This is a genomic window from Nonomuraea cypriaca (assembly GCF_015645445.1).
GTDB classification, from domain to species: domain Bacteria; phylum Actinomycetota; class Actinomycetes; order Streptosporangiales; family Streptosporangiaceae; genus Nonomuraea; species Nonomuraea cypriaca.
Genome location: NZ_JADOGI010000014.1, coordinates 13,129 through 31,404, shown reverse-complemented (window position 1 = coordinate 31,404; position 18,276 = coordinate 13,129). Strand labels below are relative to the sequence as shown.

Annotated in this window: 18 protein-coding genes; 10 read left to right on the top strand and 8 right to left on the bottom strand. The window is 67.7% G+C overall.

Annotated elements, in window-relative coordinates:
• Positions 1–31 precede the first annotated feature (31 nt).
• The 5 genes from ITP53_RS06945 to ITP53_RS06925 are packed head-to-tail and all read left to right on the top strand — an operon-like array spanning position 32 to position 4,601.
• Positions 32–1,177: a zinc-dependent alcohol dehydrogenase gene (locus ITP53_RS06945; protein ID WP_195894463.1), complete on the top strand. Its 1,146-nt coding sequence runs from the start codon at positions 32–34 to the stop codon at positions 1,175–1,177.
• Positions 1,174–1,878, top strand: a complete 705-nt coding sequence (locus ITP53_RS06940) for a 4-carboxy-4-hydroxy-2-oxoadipate aldolase/oxaloacetate decarboxylase (protein WP_207755623.1) — start codon at positions 1,174–1,176, stop codon at positions 1,876–1,878. The genes ITP53_RS06945 and ITP53_RS06940 overlap by 4 nt, the downstream gene beginning before the upstream one ends.
• The gene (locus ITP53_RS06935) at positions 1,875–2,879 is read left to right on the top strand and encodes an amidohydrolase family protein (RefSeq protein WP_195894462.1); all 1,005 of its coding nucleotides are present in this window, start codon (positions 1,875–1,877) and stop codon (positions 2,877–2,879) included. The genes ITP53_RS06940 and ITP53_RS06935 overlap by 4 nt, the downstream gene beginning before the upstream one ends.
• Before the next feature lie 10 nt (positions 2,880–2,889).
• Positions 2,890–3,867, top strand: a complete 978-nt coding sequence (locus tag ITP53_RS06930; RefSeq protein ID WP_207755609.1) for a substrate-binding domain-containing protein — start codon at positions 2,890–2,892, stop codon at positions 3,865–3,867.
• Positions 3,864–4,601, top strand: a complete 738-nt coding sequence (locus ITP53_RS06925) for a class II aldolase/adducin family protein (RefSeq protein ID WP_195894460.1) — start codon at positions 3,864–3,866, stop codon at positions 4,599–4,601. Before ITP53_RS06930 ends, ITP53_RS06925 begins: the two co-directional genes overlap by 4 nt.
• 11 nt (positions 4,602–4,612) lie before the next feature.
• Here ITP53_RS06925 and ITP53_RS06920 read toward each other — a convergent pair whose 3' ends face one another.
• Positions 4,613–5,947, bottom strand: coding sequence for an NAD(P)/FAD-dependent oxidoreductase (locus ITP53_RS06920; RefSeq protein ID WP_207755608.1), 1,335 nt, complete (start codon positions 5,945–5,947; stop codon positions 4,613–4,615).
• On the bottom strand, positions 5,944–6,105 hold the full coding sequence (locus ITP53_RS06915) for a hypothetical protein (protein WP_195894459.1): 162 nt from the start codon (positions 6,103–6,105) through the stop codon (positions 5,944–5,946). The genes ITP53_RS06920 and ITP53_RS06915 overlap by 4 nt, the downstream gene beginning before the upstream one ends.
• Positions 6,106–6,317: 212 nt before the next feature.
• Between ITP53_RS06915 and ITP53_RS06910 the strand changes: the two genes are divergently transcribed.
• From ITP53_RS06910 to ITP53_RS06890, 5 genes are all read left to right on the top strand, one after another.
• Positions 6,318–6,734 (top strand): hypothetical protein, encoded by a 417-nt coding sequence (locus ITP53_RS06910; protein ID WP_195894458.1) that lies wholly within the window; start codon positions 6,318–6,320, stop codon positions 6,732–6,734.
• Positions 6,735–6,886: 152 nt separating this feature from the next.
• Positions 6,887–7,882: a cupin domain-containing protein gene (locus ITP53_RS06905; protein ID WP_195894457.1), complete on the top strand. Its 996-nt coding sequence runs from the start codon at positions 6,887–6,889 to the stop codon at positions 7,880–7,882.
• 600 nt (positions 7,883–8,482) lie between these two features.
• On the top strand, positions 8,483–9,796 hold the full coding sequence (locus tag ITP53_RS06900) for an NAD(P)/FAD-dependent oxidoreductase (protein WP_195894456.1): 1,314 nt from the start codon (positions 8,483–8,485) through the stop codon (positions 9,794–9,796).
• Positions 9,787–10,047: a hypothetical protein gene (locus ITP53_RS06895; protein ID WP_195894455.1), complete on the top strand. Its 261-nt coding sequence runs from the start codon at positions 9,787–9,789 to the stop codon at positions 10,045–10,047. Before ITP53_RS06900 ends, ITP53_RS06895 begins: the two co-directional genes overlap by 10 nt.
• Before the next feature lie 159 nt (positions 10,048–10,206).
• A complete protein-coding gene (locus tag ITP53_RS06890) occupies positions 10,207–10,944 on the top strand; it encodes a phosphoglyceromutase (protein ID WP_195894454.1) in 738 nt (245 codons plus the stop codon).
• Positions 10,945–11,091: 147 nt separating this feature from the next.
• Here ITP53_RS06890 and ITP53_RS06885 read toward each other — a convergent pair whose 3' ends face one another.
• From ITP53_RS06885 to ITP53_RS59090, 6 genes are all read right to left on the bottom strand, one after another.
• The gene (locus ITP53_RS06885; protein ID WP_207755607.1) at positions 11,092–12,378 is read right to left on the bottom strand and encodes an MFS transporter; all 1,287 of its coding nucleotides are present in this window, start codon (positions 12,376–12,378) and stop codon (positions 11,092–11,094) included.
• Positions 12,379–12,468: 90 nt separating this feature from the next.
• Positions 12,469–13,620, bottom strand: a complete 1,152-nt coding sequence (locus ITP53_RS06880) for an ABC transporter ATP-binding protein (protein ID WP_195894453.1) — start codon at positions 13,618–13,620, stop codon at positions 12,469–12,471.
• A 26-nt stretch (positions 13,621–13,646) separates the two neighbouring features.
• On the bottom strand, positions 13,647–15,374 hold the full coding sequence (locus ITP53_RS06875) for an ABC transporter permease (protein ID WP_195894452.1): 1,728 nt from the start codon (positions 15,372–15,374) through the stop codon (positions 13,647–13,649).
• Positions 15,375–15,458: 84 nt separating this feature from the next.
• Positions 15,459–16,532: an ABC transporter substrate-binding protein gene (locus ITP53_RS06870; RefSeq protein ID WP_195894451.1), complete on the bottom strand. Its 1,074-nt coding sequence runs from the start codon at positions 16,530–16,532 to the stop codon at positions 15,459–15,461.
• Between the two features lie 71 nt (positions 16,533–16,603).
• Entirely contained in the window at positions 16,604–17,635 is a 1,032-nt protein-coding gene (locus ITP53_RS06865; RefSeq protein ID WP_195894450.1) for an ABC transporter substrate-binding protein, read from the bottom strand.
• Positions 17,636–17,813: 178 nt separating this feature from the next.
• Entirely contained in the window at positions 17,814–17,942 is a 129-nt protein-coding gene (locus tag ITP53_RS59090; RefSeq protein ID WP_268960956.1) for a hypothetical protein, read from the bottom strand.
• Between the last annotated feature and the right edge of the window lie 334 nt (positions 17,943–18,276).

Genomic DNA, 18,276 nt, shown 5'->3' with positions numbered 1-18,276 from the left:
ATGGCATTACCATTTTGCCAAAAGGAGAGATATGAGCGACACGGTGCGCGCGGCGGTGCGCGTCGCGCCCGGCACGACCGAGATGCAGGAGTTCCCTCTCCCGGCGATCGACGAGGATTCGGCCCTGTTGCAGGTGGAGGTCGCAGGCATCTGCGGCACCGACGTGAAGATGTACGCCAGCCCGCCGAGCATGATCCACGGCCGGGTGATCATGGGCCACGAGAACGTCGGCGTGATCGCCCAGGCCGGCGCCCGGTTCAAGGAGCGACACGGCCTGGGCGAGGGCGACCGGGTCTTCGTCGAGCACTATGTCGGCTGCTTCACCTGCGAGTGGTGTCGCATCGGCGAATACCGCCACTGCGAGGCCACCGACTGGCGCACCAACCCCGACGCGCGCCGCTACGGCTACACCTCGGCGGAGAACCCGGGCAGCCTGTGGGGCGGTTTCGGTGAGTACATGTACCTGCCCTGGAACGCCGTGCTCCACCGTGTGCCCGAAACCGTCACCGCCGAGCTCGCCGGTCTCGTCACTCCGCTGTCGAACGGGATCGAGTGGGCGCTGCGGGCGGCCGGAGTGGGCTACAGCGACACCGTGCTGATCCAGGGCCCGGGCCAGCAGGGCCTCTCCCAGGTGGTGGCCTGCAAGCAGGCCGGCGCCTCGCGGATCATCGTCAGCGGCACCACCCGTGACAAGACGCGGCTCGACCTGGCCCGCGAGCTCGGCGCCGACGACGTCATCGACATCCTGCAGCAGGACCCGCTGGAGAAGGTCATGGACCTCACCGGCGGCCGTGGGGTCGACTTCGTGCTCGACTGCACCTCGCGCGCCGGGACCGGACCCATGCTGCTCGGGATCGACGCGCTGGTACGGCGGGAGGGCACGCTCCTCATCCAGGGCGAGCTGGCCGCCTTCCCCGCCTTCCCGGTCAAGAAGCTGACCGAGAAGGCGATCACCATCAAGAGCGCTCGCGGTCACTCGTTCAAGGCATGCGAGCTCGCCCTCGACCAGCTCGCCTCCCGCCGCTTCCCGCTGGAGAAGCTGGCCACCCACCGCTACGGCATCGACCAGGTCGACCACGCCATCCGCGTGCTGGCCGGAGAGACCGAGCAGGACGCGATCCACATCTCACTCATGCCCGAGCTGATCGGCCAGGCCGGCGGGGCGGTGACGCGTTGAACGGCATCGTCGTCACCGATCCGCCGCGCACGCCGGCCGACCTGCGCGACGGCCTCGGCGAGTACGGCGTCGCCACGGTCCATGAGGCGCAGGGCCGCACCGGGCTGCTGGCGTCCTCCATCTCCCCGGTCTACCGCGGCACCCGCATCTCCGGCACGGCGGTCACGGTCAGCGTGCCGCCCTGCGACAACTGGATGATCCACGTCGCCGTCGAGCAGTGCCGGCCCGGCGATATCCTCGTGGTGGCCCCGACCTCGCCGTCGGATGCCGGCTACTTCGGCGAACTGATCGCGATCTCGCTCAAGGCCCGCGAGGTGCGGGGCCTGGTGATCGACGCCGGCGTGCGCGACGTCGCCGAGCTCGAGGCGATAGGCTTCCCTGCCTGGTCGAAGTGCGTCTCGGCCGAGGGCACCGTCAAGGAGACCCTCGGCGCGGTCAACGTGCCGGTCGTCTGCGCCGGGCGGCTGGTCGAGCCCGGTGACGTGATCGTCGCCGACGATGACGGCGTGGTGGTCGTCCGCCGGACCGAGGCGGCGACCGTGCTCGCGGCCTCGAAGGCGCGCGAGGAGAAGGAGGCGCGCTCGCGCCGGCGGTACGCCGCCGGCGAGCTCGGGCTGGACGTGAACGCTATGCGCGAGCGGCTCGAGCACAAGGGGCTGCGCTACGTCGGCTACGAGACCTACCGCAGGGAGCAAGCGTGATCATCGACGTCCACGGCCACTACACCACCGCGCCGCCCGCGCTCCAGGCCTTCCGCAACGCCCAGCTCGCCGGCGGCGACGCCGTACCGGCCCCGATCTCCGACGACCGGCTGCGGGAGAGCGTCGAGGGCAACCAGGTGCGCATTTTGGGTGAGCGCGGCGGGGACGTGATGCTGTTGTCTCCCAGGGCCTCCGGCATGGAGCACCACGTTCCCGACCCCGCGGTGGCCGATGCCTGGGCACGCGCGTCCAACGACCTGGTCCACCGGGTCTCCGAGCTCTATCCCCAGCACTTCGCCCCGGTCGCGCAGCTGCCGCAGACGCCCGACGGCAACCTCGACGGCGTGATCGCGGAGCTGCGCCGTGTGGTCGGGGAGCTGGGCTTCGTCGGCTGCAGCCTCAACCCCGACCCGTCCGGCACCTGGTCCGGGCTGCCGCTGACCGACGAGTCGTGGTTCCCGGTCTACGAGGTGCTGCAGGAGCTGGACGTCCCTGCCATGGTGCACGTCTCGACCGCGTGCAACCCGAACTTCCACACCCTCGGCGCGCACTACCTCAACGCCGACACGAATGTCTTCGTCCAGCTGCTGCAGAGCGACCTCTTCCGGCGGTTCCCCGGCCTGCGCTTCGTCATCCCGCACGGCGGAGGCGCGGTCCCCTACCACTGGGGCCGCTACCGGGGACTGGCGATCCGCTACGGCTGGCAGGATCCCGCCGAGCTGCTCGGCAACATCTTCTTCGACACCGCGGTCTACCACCAGGCCGGAATCGACTTGCTGACCCGCGTCGTACCGGTGGCGAACGTGCTCTTCGCCTCGGAGATGCTCGGCGCGGTACGCGGCGCGGACCCCGAGACCGGCATCGCGTGGGACGACACGCTGAGGTACGTCGAGGCCGCGGGCCTGTCCCCCGCCGAACTGGCGGCCGTCTGCGAGGCGAACGCGCGGCGGGTCTACCCGCGGTTGGCGACCCGGCTCGAGCGCGTCGCGGCGGGAGCCTGACATGGGCCGCGTGGCGCTGACACTCGCCTGTGGCGACTACGACCGCACCCGTGCCCTCGAGGACGGCAGCATCCGCCCTGACGGCATCGATCTGACCTACTTGCGGCTCCCGGTCGAGGAGACCTTCTTCCGGATGCTGCGGCACCGCGAGTTCGACGTGGCGGAGATGTCGCTGTCGACGTACGTCGCCACCCTCGACGCGGAGACACCGCCGTTCGTGGCGCTGCCCGTCTTCACCTCACGGATGTTCCGGCACGGCGGCATCTACCTCAACGCCGACGCCGGCATCGACAAGCCATCCGACCTGTGCGGCAAGCGCGTCGGCAACCCAGAGTTCCAGCTGACCGCGGGGGTGTGGATCCGCGGCATCCTCGCCGAGCATCACGGCGTCCCCCTCGACTCGGTCACCTACGTCTCCGGCGGCCAGGAGTCGCCGGGACGCATCGAGAAGGGCCGGGTCGAGACACCGTTCCGGATGGAGACGGCACCGCCCGGTCGGACCCTGGCCGACATGCTCGCGAACGGCGAGATCGACGCGCTCTACACCCCTCGCGTGCCGAGCCCCTTCCAGCGGCGGGACCCTCGTGTCAAGCGGCTCTTCCCCGACGTCGTCGGGGCGGAACATGCCTACTTCGCCGCGACGGGGATCTTCCCGATCATGCACGTCGTCGTCATCCGCCGCGACGTCTACGAACGGCACCGCTGGGTGGCGCAGTCGCTCTACAAGGCCTTCGTGGCCGCGCGCGACGACGCCTACGGACGGATCTACGATTCCTCCGCGCTGCGCTTCATGACGCCGTGGCTGATCCAGGAGATCGAGCAGGCCCGTGACCTGCTCGGCGCCGACTACTGGTCGTACGGCGTGCAGGCGAACCAGCACGTGCTGGCTACGTTCCTGCGCTATCACCATGAGCAGGGCCTGTCCCGCCGGCTTCGCGAGCCGGAGGCGATCTTCGCCCCGGAGAGCCTGGAAGCGTTCGTCATATGATGGCCGACGAACTCGACGAGCTGCGCAGGACAGTGGCCCTCGGCTGCCGCATCGTGGCGGCGGCCGGGCTGACCACGCCGCTGCTCGGGCACATCAGCCTGCGCGTCGGCCCGGACCGGGTCCTGGTCCGCTGCCGCGGCCCTCAGGAGCGCGGCCTGCTCTTCACCACCGTGTCCGACGTCCGGCTCGTCTCCCTCGACGACGAGGGCGACGTCGGCGACGGCTACCGGCTGCCCAACGAGTATCCGATCCACGCCGAGATCCTGCGCGCACGCCCGGACATCGCCTCCGTGCTGCACGCCCATCCCCGCTCGGCCCTTCTCGGCGGGCTCGCGGCGGTGCCGATCCGCCCGATCTTCGGCGCCTACGACATCCCGGCGTTCCGGCTGGCCGACGGCGGCGTGCCCGTCTACCCCCATGCCGGCCTGGTCCGCACCGCCGCCGCGGGCGGAGAGCTCGCCCGCGCCCTCGGCGGGTCCGCTGTCGTTCTGCTCCGCGGCCACGGTGTCGCAACGGTCGGCCAGGATGTACCACAGGTGCTGAGCCATTTGCTCGCGCTCGACGAGCTGCTGCGGATCAGCGTCGAGCTGGCCCAGCTGGGTGCCGCGCCGTCCGCGGTGACCGAACAGGACCGTGAGCACCTGCCCGATCTCGGTGCGGCGTTCAACGAACAGTTGCTGTGGCGCCACCACGTGGGGCTCCTGGAGCTGCAGGGTCTCGCGGACGTCGGCTGACGCGCGGGCCTTCAGGCGACCGCGGTCGAGGTCGAGGGGCTCATCAGGTCCTTGAGGGAGACCAACTCGTCACCGACCCGGTCGGGTGGCAGCGTGCCCCCATCACCGAGCACCTTGCGCACGACCATGTAGTCACGGGGCGCGTTGACGGAGTCCGACGCAATGAGTCGGCCGGTCTTGTAGTAGAACACCGAGAACTGCTCGGTCGCCGGATCGCCACGCACGACGCAGTAGTCGTAGCCCGCGGACAGGCCGGCGATCTGCAGCTTCAGATCGGCCTGATCCGACCAGAACCACGGCACGGAACGCGTCTCTCTGCTGAGCCCGAGCAGCGAGGCTGCGGCGACCTGCGCCTGCGACACGGCGTTCTGCACCGACTCGATCCGCACCTGGCCCTGCCGGGTCAGCGGATGGGGAAGAACGGTGCAGTCGCCGGCGGCGACGATCGCCGGGTTGCTGGTCCTCGCGTCGGCGTCGACGACGATGCCGCGGTCCACCCGCAGCCCCAGCTGCTCGGCGAGCTCGGTGCGAGGCTCCAGGCCGATACCCACGACCACCACGTCCGCCGGAAGGGTGGCGCCATCGCTCACCTCCACGCCCTGTACGTGCTCGTCGCCGGTGAACGCGGTCACCGTCGCGCCGAGGCGCACCGCCGTGCCACGGCGCCGGTGCGCTTCGGCATAGAAGCCGGAGACGGCGGGCGCGACCGCACGCGCCATCAGCCGGTCGGCGGCCTCCACCACGGTGACGTCCTTGCCCGCGGCTCGCGCAGCGGCAGCGGCCTCGAGGCCGACGAATCCGCCGCCGACGACCACGACGCGCTCGGCGGCCTCCAGGTCGTGGCGCAGCGCGAGCGCGTCGTCGACGTCTCGGAGGTAGTGGATGCCGGCCAGACCGTGACCGGGTACGCGCATGCGCCGAGGGGTGCCACCGACGGTCAGGGCGAGCCCAGTGAAGGCGAGCCGCCGGCCACCGCGCGTCAGCGCCTCACCCGAGCCGGTGACGGGATCGGTGAGACGGATGGTCTCGACCCATTCCCCACAGATCAGCTCGATCGCGTTGCTCGCGTAAAAGCCCTCGCCGCGCAGCGCGAGACGGTCCTCGGGGAGATCGCCTTGGAGGAACCGCTTGGACAGCGGTGGCCGCTGGTAGGGCGGGCGCGCCTCGCCGCCGATCAGCGTGATCGGATCGGTCGCGCCCAGCTCCCGAAGGCTCGTCGCCACCTGCAGCCCAGCCTGACTGGCGCCCACGATCAGCGTGCCAACGCGTTCCGGGTCGCTGGAGTTCACCGCCGCACCTCCTTCAAAGGTATAACATTTATACCTTATTACCTTCCGGACCTTCACTCAACCTCCTGGTTGGCGGCGCCACGAGTACGCGACGACTCGATCGTCGTCGACACCGGTGACAACGCCGCCCGCTCCGGCGACTCCGCGAAGTCGCGGGGTGGTGGCGGATTGGTCCCGGCGACGAGCCGTTCCTCACCCAGACGGTGCAGATTCACTTCGTCGAGCTCCAGCCCTATGGCGCCAACACCCCTGCACCTGATCTCGGTCCAGAACCGGATCTTCAAGCGCCTGGGCTACGACACCGTGCACTACTTCGAGGACACCCGGAAGACTCATAGATGGGAGATAGCTGCAGTCGAACGGCCATTGCGGCTGTCGGTAGGAAGGTAATACCATTGACCCTAATTGGATCCCGTGAGAGGAGGAGATGGATACGCACGCGTTCGAAGTCAAGGGTTCGGTCGTAGGCGCCGGCCCCGTGAGGCGTTTCGGCGCGTACTACGCCGGCTCCCGGGGCCCGGCAACGGGGATCCCGGACTCGTTGCAGGAGCCCGGAGAGCGGACCAGCGCGATGTACCCGGAGAACATGAGCCACATCATCGCGGACCTCCTCGGGCCGACCCCCGCCGGGCAAGAGCTCCTCGGTCGTGAGCTGGAGCACTTCGCGCCGGACGAGGCGGCCACTTCGGTCAACGAAGCGGCCGTGGTCATTCGACCCGTTCCCCGGACACTTGACCCGTTCTGCCCCGTCGACGCGATCGTCGGTGACCGGAGCCCGAAGCGGCATATGAGCACATACAGGACAACGCGCGTCTCTTCGACGACCTCCTGCCTGGCCATCTGACTCCGCTGGGGGGATCCCGGCGGAGTCTCGAAGGGGGGACGGGTAGGCGTGGACACGGAGACCATTCGGCTGGCCGATCGAAGCAACCGTGACACGGGTACCGGTGGGACACCGGCGCCCGAGCAGGACGATGATCGAAAATAGGAGGACCCATGGGCAAGAGCGGACGAGTGTTCGTGCGCGGACTGACCTCGCAGACGTACGGTCTCGGAGAGTTCCGGAGCCGCCAATTGGCAGTCGAGCGGGTGCGTGACGACAGCGTCGTCGTGGACGACGCGAAGGTCGGGCACTCGGGCGACAGCGCGAAGAGCCGGACCTGGTGGCGGATCGGTCCGGGTGATGAGGACTTCCTCACCCAGACGATCCAGGTGCACTTCGTGGAGCTCCCCCCTGAGTCGTCGAATCACGGGCACGGGCACCAGAACGAGGCCGCCTTCTACATCCTCGAGGGCAGGGGCTACGAGATCCACGACGACCAGCGCTACGACTGGAGCAAGGACGACCTGGTCTTCGTGCACACCGACTCCGTGCACCGGCACTTCAACCCGTACCAGGAGCGGGCCGTCGCGCTCGTGGTGAAGGCGAAGTGCACGTGGATGTTCATGGGGCTGATCCAGCAGGGCCGGTCGGGACCGGTCGAGCAGGAGGAGCGTTTCGGTCCCCGTGAGGACTGGTCGCGCATCTGGACGCCGGGGGTGCTCGACCGTAAGAAGGTGATCTCTCCCTCGGACACGACCTGGGAGCAGACCCCGCTCGGGCGGACCCGCGTCATGTCGTCACCGGAGCGCACGGACGCCCGCATCTTCAGCGTGGACGCCTTCGAGCTGGACATCCCGGCGGGCGGCCACAGCGGCAAGTACTGGAAGATGGCCGACGAGGTCTACTACGTCCTCGACGGCGACGGGTACGCGCTCCAGTGGGAGGTCGAGGCGGAGATCGCGGAGAAGTACTACGCGAGGATCGCCCTTGAGCCGAAGCGCTATGACATCAGGCGGGGCGACACGCTCTATGTCCCGCAGAATCACGTCTGCCAGATCTTCGCGGCGGACGGGACCCCGTTGCGTCTGTTCAACGCGCAGAACCGCGTCTTCAAGCACCTCGGCTACGACACCGTCCACTACTTCGAGCCGGCCTCGAATACGATGTAGTGACCTCGCGGACGAAGGGCGCCTCGCTCCAACACCCGGAGCGAGGTGGTTCGCCGCCGCTCATGATGGCGATGACCGGTCACTACCGGACGCCACCGGGGCAGTACGGCGACACAGTAAAGACGACCTTCGACCAGGTGGCCGGCTGGTTAACGGATCACCGTGTGAGCTGAGTTGATCGTGCTGTCGGCCCGGCCTCTGTTCCGCGACACCCCGCGTTGTGCGTGGCGGACGGTCGCGGAGCAGATCCGGGCCTGACGGCCGTCGCCTCGGGCAGCGTCAGGTGCAGCGGATATCGCACCCTGAGCTGCGCCGGCGCATTCTCCGACCTGGCCTACGCCGAGGGAGACCCGGCGCTCGATCTCGCCGAGCGGGCCCGGGGTCAACGGCTCCGTGCTCGACATGAACATCGTCCCGACGATGGTAGAGGCCGCCCGGACAGCGGCACGTGCGCGGACTGACAACCGCGAGTTCCGTATGACCGCCTCCACGAGAGGATTCCATGTCACGCAGGGATCATCGGTGTCGCCCTTGCCGGGCTCAAGATGCCCGGCCATCTCCACAGGGGCGGCCCTTCCGACCCGACTTCCGGAGGGCCTGATGAGCAAGGGGACGCTGATCATCGGTGGCAGCCAGGCCGGTCTGCAAGTGGCCGTGTCACTGCGGCAGCTCGGCGACACCTCGCCGATCACCCTGGTCGGCGAGGAGGAACATCCGCCGTACCAGCGGCCGCCCCTTTCGAAGGAGTTCCTCGCCGGCGAGGAAGAGCTCGACTCACTGGCCTTCCGCACGCCCGGCTTCTACGCCGACTCCGGAATCGACCTGGTATGCGGTGAGCGGGTATGTGAGGTGAGCCTGTCCCCATCGGGCCCTCCGGGGCCAGGAGTCGCGATCACCACGAGCGGGCGCGAACTGCCCTTCGATCGGCTGGCGTTGACCGTGGGAGCGGGCGCCAGACGGCTCCCCGTGCCCGGCGCCGACCTCGGCGGGATCTGCTACCTGCGCGAATACAACGATGCCGCCGACCTGCGGACGCGGCTCGCGACCGCCACGAACGTCGTCGTCGTCGGCGGCGGGTTCATCGGCCTGGAGGTGGCTTCGGCGGCCCGCGCCCTTGGCCGATCCGTCACGGTGGTCGAGGCCGCGGAACGACTGATGGCACGGTCGGTGGGACCGGTGATCTCGGAGTTCTACCGTCGGGCGCACCTGCGCCACGGCATCGACGTCCGGCTCTCGTCCGTGGTGTCCGGGTTCCAGGGTGAACGCGACAGGGTCACCAGCGTCAAGCTGTCCGACGGCACGCATCTGCCGGCCGATCTGGTCCTGATCGGGGTCGGCGTCCTCCCTCGCACCGAACTCCCCGAACAGCTAGGACTCGTGTGCGACCAAGGCATCGTCGTCGATGCCCATGCCCGCACCAGCGACCCCTCGATCGTCGCCGCCGGCGACTGCACCGTGCGACCGCACCCGATCACCGGGGAGGGGCGGGTACGGATCGAATCGGTTCAGAACGCCGTGGCCCAGGCCCACGTGGCGGCCGCGACGTTGCTCGGCCGGCTCGACAGCGTGATATCGGTACCGTGGTTCTGGTCCTATCAGGGTGACCTCAAGTTGCAGATCGCCGGTCTCACCACCGGTTACGACAGCCAGGTCGTGCGGGGTGATCCGGATGACGGGCAGTTCTCGGTCCTGTACTACCGAGACGACCGACTGCTGGCCATTGACGCCGTCAACCGCCCAGCCGACTACATGGCCGTACGCAAGGCCCTCAGCCAGGGAGCGACCGTCGCTCCCGACCGCGCCGGCGATCCCGCCATTCCCCTGAAATCCCTCATCAACGCCAGCGGCTCATCGAGCGGAACCGTGAACGGGATCGGCGAACCGCTAAGTGCGGGATCGCACTTATGGACTTGATCGGCGCGCCCGGCACATGGGAGTTGAACGACCGTGAGAGGGATATGGGCACCCTGTCCAAAGTGATCTACATCGACAGCGCCGGTCGCGAGTACGCCGTAGACGCGACTGCCGGCGACACGGTCATGGCGACCGCGGCCAAGCACGGCGTCCCGGGGGCGTCGCGGAATGCGGCTGTAACTGTTCCTGTGGCGAACACCCGGCGCGTCTACCCCCGTCGGCACGCGCGACTGACCGCGGAAGGCAGGTAGACCCATGTCCCGGCCGCATCTCACCTCCGCCTGCGGCGACTACGACCGCACGCGTGCCCGCGCCGAGTCGAAGCGGCTGTGGAGACCCGAGGAGCTGTTCGCTCCCGTTGGAGTCGGCGGTCATCTGATGACGCGCCGGCGCAGAATGCGGAAGCCACGATGAGACTGGTCCTCCTTCGGCACGGTGAGAGCGAGTGGAACTCCAAGAACCTGTTCACGGGGTGGGTCGATGTCGACCTGACGCCGTTCGGTGAGGAGCAGGCACGGCAGGGTGGGCAACTACTGCACCAGGCCGGACTGCTGCCGACCGTGGTGCACACGTCCCTGCTCACACGCGCGGTGCGCACCGGGAATCTTGCGCTGGAGGCGGCCGGTCGGGTCTGGATCCCGGCCCGCAGGCATTGGCGGCTCAACGAGCGGCATTACGGTGCACTGCAGGGCAAGGAGAAAAAGGCGATTCTCCAAGAGTACGGCGAGGAGCGGTTCCGACTCTGGCGCCGGTCGTACGACGTGCCGCCGCCGGGCGACCCGGACGACGAGTGGCACGTGCGGAGCGACCCGCGCTACGCCGGGCTACCCCGCGGCCTCGTGCCGCGGGCCGAGTCACTCGCTGACGTCGTCGCCCGCCTGCTGCCCTACTGGTACGACGTCATCGCTCCTGACCTACGCGCCGGGTATACGGTGCTTGTCGTGGCGCACAGCAACTCGCTGCGGGCACTCGTCGCGCACCTCGACGGCCTCGACCGTGAGGAGGTCATGGCGCTGAACATCCCGACCGGCATTCCCCTGCGCTATGACCTCGACGACGATCTGAAGCCGGTCCTGCGCGGTGGCCGCTACCTTGACCCGGAGGCGGCCGCTGTGGGTGCCCTGGCGGTGGCGGACCAAGGGCGTTGAGCCGAGCGCGGGGGCGAGCGCGTCAATGCGAGCGCGAGCCACAACATGGAGGCGATGCCCGCCGCCTACGGCTCAGGCGCGGCGAAGGCGTCGCACGACGGCTTGCACCGCGGCCACGCGAGGCGTCCGCTCTCCCGACCTTGACGGTCATGTCCCCGGCGTGGAGCGCCGCTTCTCTTCGGGATTTTCGTCGAACGACTCCGCCACCCCCTCCCCATCGGCCTTGACGATTCCGGTGTAGGACCGCACCACGCCGCCCCGCAGCCATGACCACCCGGCGACGACCATCGGACCCAGCCCTCCGACGGTGAGTGCCGCCACGGGTCCGATCGCACCGGCCACCGCCCCGACGACGACGTCCCCGATCGCCGGACCTCCCCGCGAAGACATCTGGTAGAAGGCGGTGACCCGGCCCCGGATCTCGTCCGGGGTGTCGATCTGGACCGCGGCATGCCGGATCGTGGTCGCCATGGCGTCAAAGGCGCCGAGGAGCAGGGCGGCGAGCACGGCCAGGAAGAAGACCGGCGAGTGCGCCAGGAGAATGGCGGAGATGCCGTAGAGGACCGTGGAAACCAGCAGGACCCGGCCCTGCCTCTGACTTCGCTGCACCGTACGGAAGACCGCATATGTCGCGATCAACGCACCGGCGGACGGGGCACCGGACAGCACTCCGTATCCGGTCGCGCCGACGTGCAGCACATCCAGCGCGAGCACCGGTAGCAGGACGCGATAGGCGCTGAACACGGTCGCCGACAGGTCGAGCAGCATGAGGTTGTAGATGAGCGGCCGGTGGGCGATGTACTTGGCGCCCTCGGCGATCGATCCCAGTATCGAGCGGCGCTCCGCGGCCGGCTCAAGCTTGGGGATCCGGAGCGTGGCGAGCACCCCGACCAGCACCGCGTAAGTCACCGCGTCGACCACGTACATCAGTCCGGGCCCGGCCAGGCTGATGAGCACGCCGGACAGCAGCGGGCCCACCAGCACGGCCAGCTCCCTCGACGGGTTGAGCAGCGCGACCGCCTGCCCGATCTGGTTCTTCGGCACCAGAGCGGGGATCAGCGCCTGCCTGGCCGGCTGGTCGAAGGTCGCCGCGGCGGTGGTGAGCACCACGGAGAGCACGACGTGCCATGCCTCGGCCTGGCCGGTCAGCGTCAGCCAGGAGAGCACAACGGCGACGAGCAACGCGACGGCCTGCGCGGCCTGGAGCAGACGGCGCCGGTCCAGGCGGTCGGCGAGCGCCCCGCCCAGCGGACTGAGGAGAAGCAGCGCGACCGCCTGCGCGGCGCCGACCAGTCCGGTGTAGGCGACGGAGCCGGTGAGCTGGTAGACCTGATAGAAATTCGCCGCCACGGTCCCGCGGGTGCCGATCTGGGACAGGACGACCCCTGCCCAGTACAGCGTGAAGTCGCGGTTCCGCATGATCGCTGATGTCACGCGGTGCCCCCCACCTTCCCGATCACGCACCCCTGTTCACGCCAGGGCCCGGACACTGCCGAGCCCGGCGATTCACTATCGGACGTACGGTCAGTCAATGGGGACGAGCACGAGCTTGGCGGGATCCATCCGCAGATAGACCTCGGTCCCGGGTTCTATCGACGTCGAGGGGTTCCCACGGGTCCGCATCTCGTGCTTGCCGACATCCACCACGTGGTCGAGGCTTTCCCCGAGGTAGGCACGGGTCAGGACCGTACCCTTCCACTCGTTGGGCACCTCGCCCGCCCGTGAGGTGGTGCTGACCTCCACCGCTTCCGGCCTCACGGACACGATCACGTCCGTGCCTATGGGAAGGTTCATGGCCGAGTCGAGTGCGAGCTGCCCGTCGATGGTGTTGACGGTGTATCGATCGCCATCCTTGGCCACCACGTTGCCGGACAGGAAGTTCGACGTACCGATGAACTCGGCGACGAACCTGCAGTTGGGGTTCTCGTAGATCTCGCGGGGACGGCCGAGCTGGACGATGTTGCCGTCCTGCATCACCGCGATCGCGTTGCTGAGGGCCAGGGCCTCGACCTGGTCATGCGTCACGTACACCGAGGTGATGCCGAGCTCGCGCTGCACTCTCTTCAGCTCGTAGCGCAATGACTCCCGCAGTTTCGCGTCGAGGTTGGACAGCGGTTCGTCGAGCAGCAGGAGCGGGGGTTCGATGACGAGTGCCCGGGCCAGGGCGAGCCGTTGCTGCTGGCCGCCGGACAGTTTGGTGGCCTGGCGGTCAGCCAGGTGGGAGAGCTCCATGGTCTCGAGCACGCGCATCACCCGCTCGGAGATCTCCTTGCGGCCCAGCCGGTCGCCCCGCCTGCGCACCTGCAGAGGGAAGGCGACGTTGTCGAAGACCGACATGTGCGGCCAGATGGCATAGGACTGGAAGACCATGCCCAGTCCCCGCTCGTTCGCGGGGACGTTCACCGATTTCTTCCCCTCGTCGGTGGAGAAGAGAACGCGACCACCGACTTCGATGGTTCCCGAGTCAGGGCGTTCCAGCCCGGCGATCGAGCGCAGCGTCGTCGTCTTGCCACAGCCCGAGGGTCCGAGCAAGGTGAACAGCTGACCGTTCTCGACGTTGAAGCTGACGTCGTTGACCGCGAACACCCGGGCTTCCTGTGCCGAGGATGCGCGCGAGTCACGCCGGCGGCGGCGCTCTCCGTCGAAGGTCTTGACGAGGTTGTTGATGCGGAGCATCTGTCCTCCTGATAAGAGCCCGTTGTTCAGTCCTGCCGGAGCCCGACTTTGGCGCCGAGCTTGTAGGCGATGACAACGAGCACGGCAAGGGTGAGCACCATGACGACACCGAGTGCTGCCAGGACGGTGAACTGGCCGTTCTCGTACTGCTCGAAGATGAGAATGGAAAGGACCTCGTTGCCGGGGCTGTAGAGCAGGATGGAGCTCGACAGTTCGCGGAACGAGACGACGAGGATGTAAATCCAACCGGCCAGGAGGCCGGGCGAAAGGAGCGGCAGGAGCACCCTGCGGAACGTCTGCCACCAGCTCGCTCCGCTCACCTGTGCCGACTCCTCCAGCTCGGCCGAGATCTGGTGCATCGACGTGACCGCGTAGCGCATGCCGTACGGCATGTAGCGGGTGACGTAGGCGATCAACAGGATGAAGATCGTGCCGTAGATCGGGACAGGGCTGCGCAGGTAGACGAACGAGAGCGCGAGCCCGAGTACCAGACCGGGGATCACGAGCGGGACGAACGAGAAGTGGTCCACGAGTTGCCGCCCGGGAATGCGCGAACGCACGACGATCCAGGCGCCGACCGCCATCAGGGTCATGACGAGCGTTGCCGACCCCAGGCCGAGCACGAGGGAGTTCTTCAGTGCCGTCATCGCGTCGGAGATGTTGAAGAGCTGGCGATAGTTGTCCAGCGACATCGACGCGAAGGCGGCGGCCGACGGCGCCTGGTAGAACTTCAGAAGGGACGTGTAGAGCAGCACGAGCAGCGGCCCGACGACGGTGAAGAAGAAGTACACCACGATGACGCCGCCCATGACCGGCCGCCACTTGCCGAGCTCCATCGGACGAGGACGGAACCCCTTACCTGTCACGGTCTGGTAGGTCTTGCCCGACCTGCCGACGAAGTTGGAGATCGCGACGCCGATCAACGCGAGCACCAGAAGGCCCACCGCCAGCGCGCCGGCCGCGGCGAGGTCCGGCGGGTAGGAGCGCAGGACGAAGTAGATGCGACTGGTGAAGACGTAGATCCCGTTCTGCAGGCCGAGCAGGGCGGGCACCTCGAAGCTCTCCAGGCTGCGCACGACCATGATGAGCACGGCGGCGACGATCGCCGGGCGCGTCAGCGGCGCGGTGATCCTGCGGAAGACCTGCCACCTGCTGGCCCCGGACATCAGGGCCGACTCCTCGAGCGAGGGGTCCATCGACCGGAAGGCGGCGACCATGAGGAGGAACACGATGGGAGAAAGGTGCAGGCCCTCGACCCAGACCATTCCCCACACGGTGAAGATGTCGAAGAACCCCGGGCCGAAGATCGGTTCGATCACCTTGTTGAGCAGGCCGATGTCCGGGCTTGCCAGGAAGATCCACGCGATGGTGTACAGAATCCCCGGGATGATCAACGGAATGATCGAGGCCGCGAAGAAAAGCCCCTTGAACGGGACATCCGTCCGCACGTTGAGGTAGGCGAGCGCGGTGCCGACGCACAGCGACAGCACGGCCGATCCCACCGCGAACCACAGTGAGTTGCCAATCATGTCGCCGACGCGCGAGTCACCGTATGCGCGGGCGAAGCCGCCGAGGGTGAAGCCGCCGGCGTCGAAGAAAGTGCCCCAGATCAGGTAGTAAAGGGGCACGAGCGCGAGATAGCCGATCAAGCCGGCCACCGCGACAATGACGATTATTTTAGGGGTCCCCAACCGGCGCAGCCATCCGAGCGTGGCTCCCCTGCGGGCAGGGACGGCGGGAGATGCCGTGGTCATGCCCTCACCTCTTTCTGAACCAGTCTGCGATGATCACAAGCGCGGCGGCACCACCGATACCGGTGCCGCCGCGCGATTGGTGACTCAATTTCCGTCGACCTGCTCACCGTTGGAGATGACCTGGTCATATCGCTTGTTCCACTCATCGCCGTTCTTCGTCAGCTCTTCGACGTCGATCGGGATGATCTCCACATCCTTGAGGGGGTCGTCTCCCTCCACGATGGCCGGGGTGAGCCCCTGCTTCACCAGAAGCGCCTGGCCCTCCTGGAGCAGCCAGTCCGTGAACAACATCGCCGTGGCGGGGTGTTTGGCCGTCTTCATCAGCCCGACGCCGTTGGGCCGGGCGATGACCGGCTGGACGAAGGGCAGGTAGTCGACGGGCGCGCCCTTGGCCTTGGCCTGCTCGACGATGTAGGAGTAGTTGGAGGCGGCGACCGAGAACTGGCCGGCGGACAGCAACTGGCCCTGCACGGTGTGGCCCTTGACGATCTTCGCGCCGCTGGCCATCCCCTCGAAGATCTTGTTGATCTCGTCGTCGGACTTGCCCTGCTTCTCCCAGTACTTGTAGAGAGTCAGGTACCAGTCGGAGTCGCTGATCTCCAAGGCCAGCTTGCCGTCCCACTTGGGGTCGGCAAGATCCTCCCAGGTCTTCGGCGCCTGCTCCGGGGTGACAAGCCCGGTGTTCCAGCTCGGCGCGAACAGGTTCAGCCGCGTCGCCGTCCATCCTTGCTGCCGACCGACCTCCGGGACCATGCGGCGCCGCTCACCGTCGTAATCGGCGAGAACGCCCTCGCTGTTCAGGTCGAACAGCTCGGTCGCGTTGGTCTCCACCACGTCGTTGCCCTGGTAGCCGGCCTTCTGCTCCTGCACGACCCGCTGGAGCACCGTCTCCGACCCAGCGCGGTACAGGTTCACCTTGACGTTGAACTGTCCCTCGAACGCCTTCAGGACCGCGTCGGCCACATCGCTCGTCATGGACGTGTAGAGGTCGAGCGTGCCTTCCTTCTCGGCGAGCGAGGCCAGCTTGTCGCGCCGCTGCTGACCGGTCATCCCGTTGACCTCGGCGTAGAGCTTCTCCGCCGCGGTGGGCCCGCCGCCGGTCGTGGCTTGTGGTGCGGTTGCTGTGGGCGAGCCTCCGCAGCCTGAGAGCAGGAGCACGAGTGCGGACGCTGAGGCCAACACGTGCTTCACGGGCCTGCCGCTACGGCGGCCTGAGAGGGGTGCGGTGTTCACTGGTTCTCCCGGCCTGACTGGACGATCTCTTCGTAGAGCGCGTCCCATTTCTTGGGGTTGTCGAGCATTTCCTTCTCGGGCACGGAAATCGTCGTGAGTCCGGCCAGAGGATCGTTCGCCGTGGGGATCGAGCCGACCCGGAAGGACTCGTGCAGGATCTTCTGTCCCTCACCGAGCTCGTAGTCGACGAACAGCATCGCCGCCGCCGGGTGTGGCGCCGTCTTCATCAGCGCCACGCCGTTGGGCCGTATCACGATGGGCTGCACCGGAGTCCCCGAGGCCGGATGCCAGCTCACCGGGGCGCCCTGGTCGGCGGCCTTGTCGATCGTGTGGCTGTAGGAGGAGGCGGTCACCGCGAACTGTCCGGCCGAGAGCAGCTCACCCTGCGCCGTGTGCCCCTTGGCGATCTTCGCGTTGGCGACGACCCGGTCGAACAGGTCGCGGATCTCGGCGTCGGTCTTGCCCTGGTCGAGGTAGTGCTTGTACATGGCGGCGAACCAGTCGACGTCGCCGACCTCCAGGGAGACGAGTCCCTTCCACTTCGGGTCGGCAAGCTCCTCGAACGTCTTCGGCTCCTCGCCGGGCTTCACCTTGGTGGTGTTCCACCCGACCACGAACACGTTGAACCGGGTCGCGGTCCAGCCGTTCGCCTGGCCCTCCTTGCGTACGGCGTCGCGCAGCGCGCCTTCGTACGGGTAGAGCATGTTCTGGTCGGCCATGACGTTGAGCTCGCCGGCGTTCGTCTCGATGAGGTCGCTGCCGGCGTAGTGCGCCTGCTGCTCTTGCACCACGCGCTGAAGCACCGACTCCGAGTTCCCGCGGTAGACCTTCACCTCGATCGGGTAGGTCTTCTCGAATCCCTTGATGACCTTGTCCAGGTCGGTGTTCGAGGTGTAGATCGTGAGCGTGCCCTCTTGCTTTGCGAGGTCGACGAGGGCCTTGGTCCGTTCGTCACCGGTGAGCCCGTTGACGCGGTCGTAAACCTCCTGGGCCCTCGCGCTGGACTTGTCGGCCCCGTCGGCCGGCATGGGCCCTCCGGCTGTCGGCGAGGCGCCACAGGCTCCTAGGAGGAGAACAGCGGCGGCCACCGCCACCGATCCGAAGAATTTCTGGTGATGCATGGATGCTCTCCCGCGAGCTCGACTGGGCGGTGCGAGCACCGGCCCGGCGATGGTGCACTTTGTTCCCCCCCGCGAGAAATAGTGCTCAGATGACGCCCGTCTCGATGTGGCCCAGGTTGCAGTGCTGGCGCCACGGATCACGTGCGGCGATCTCCGGCCCGTCCCAGTTCCCCGTCTCGCCGGCGAGAGCTCCAGCCAGATGGTCATCGCACATTTTTGCCTCCTTTGAGCGAATTACCCGAGTACACACCCCGGTCGGACTAAAGGTCTAACCCTTTAGCCATACTTTTACCGGACCGTTACACGGTGGACAAGCCCCGGAGCGGTTTCCTTGATAGAGGTCCGGCCGTCTCTCACATGTTGAGATCGCGCGGGCCGCTCAGACGAGCGGGACGCCGTGTCGACCCCTGGCCGGCGCGACTGCGCCGGCCAGGCCCTTCGTTGTCAGGCGACCCGCGTCTGCGAGGGCCGTGAGACTGGAATATCCCTTCACGGCCGGTCAGGGGCACGTCATAACAATTACCCCAAATCTCTTCGTTGAGGATCTA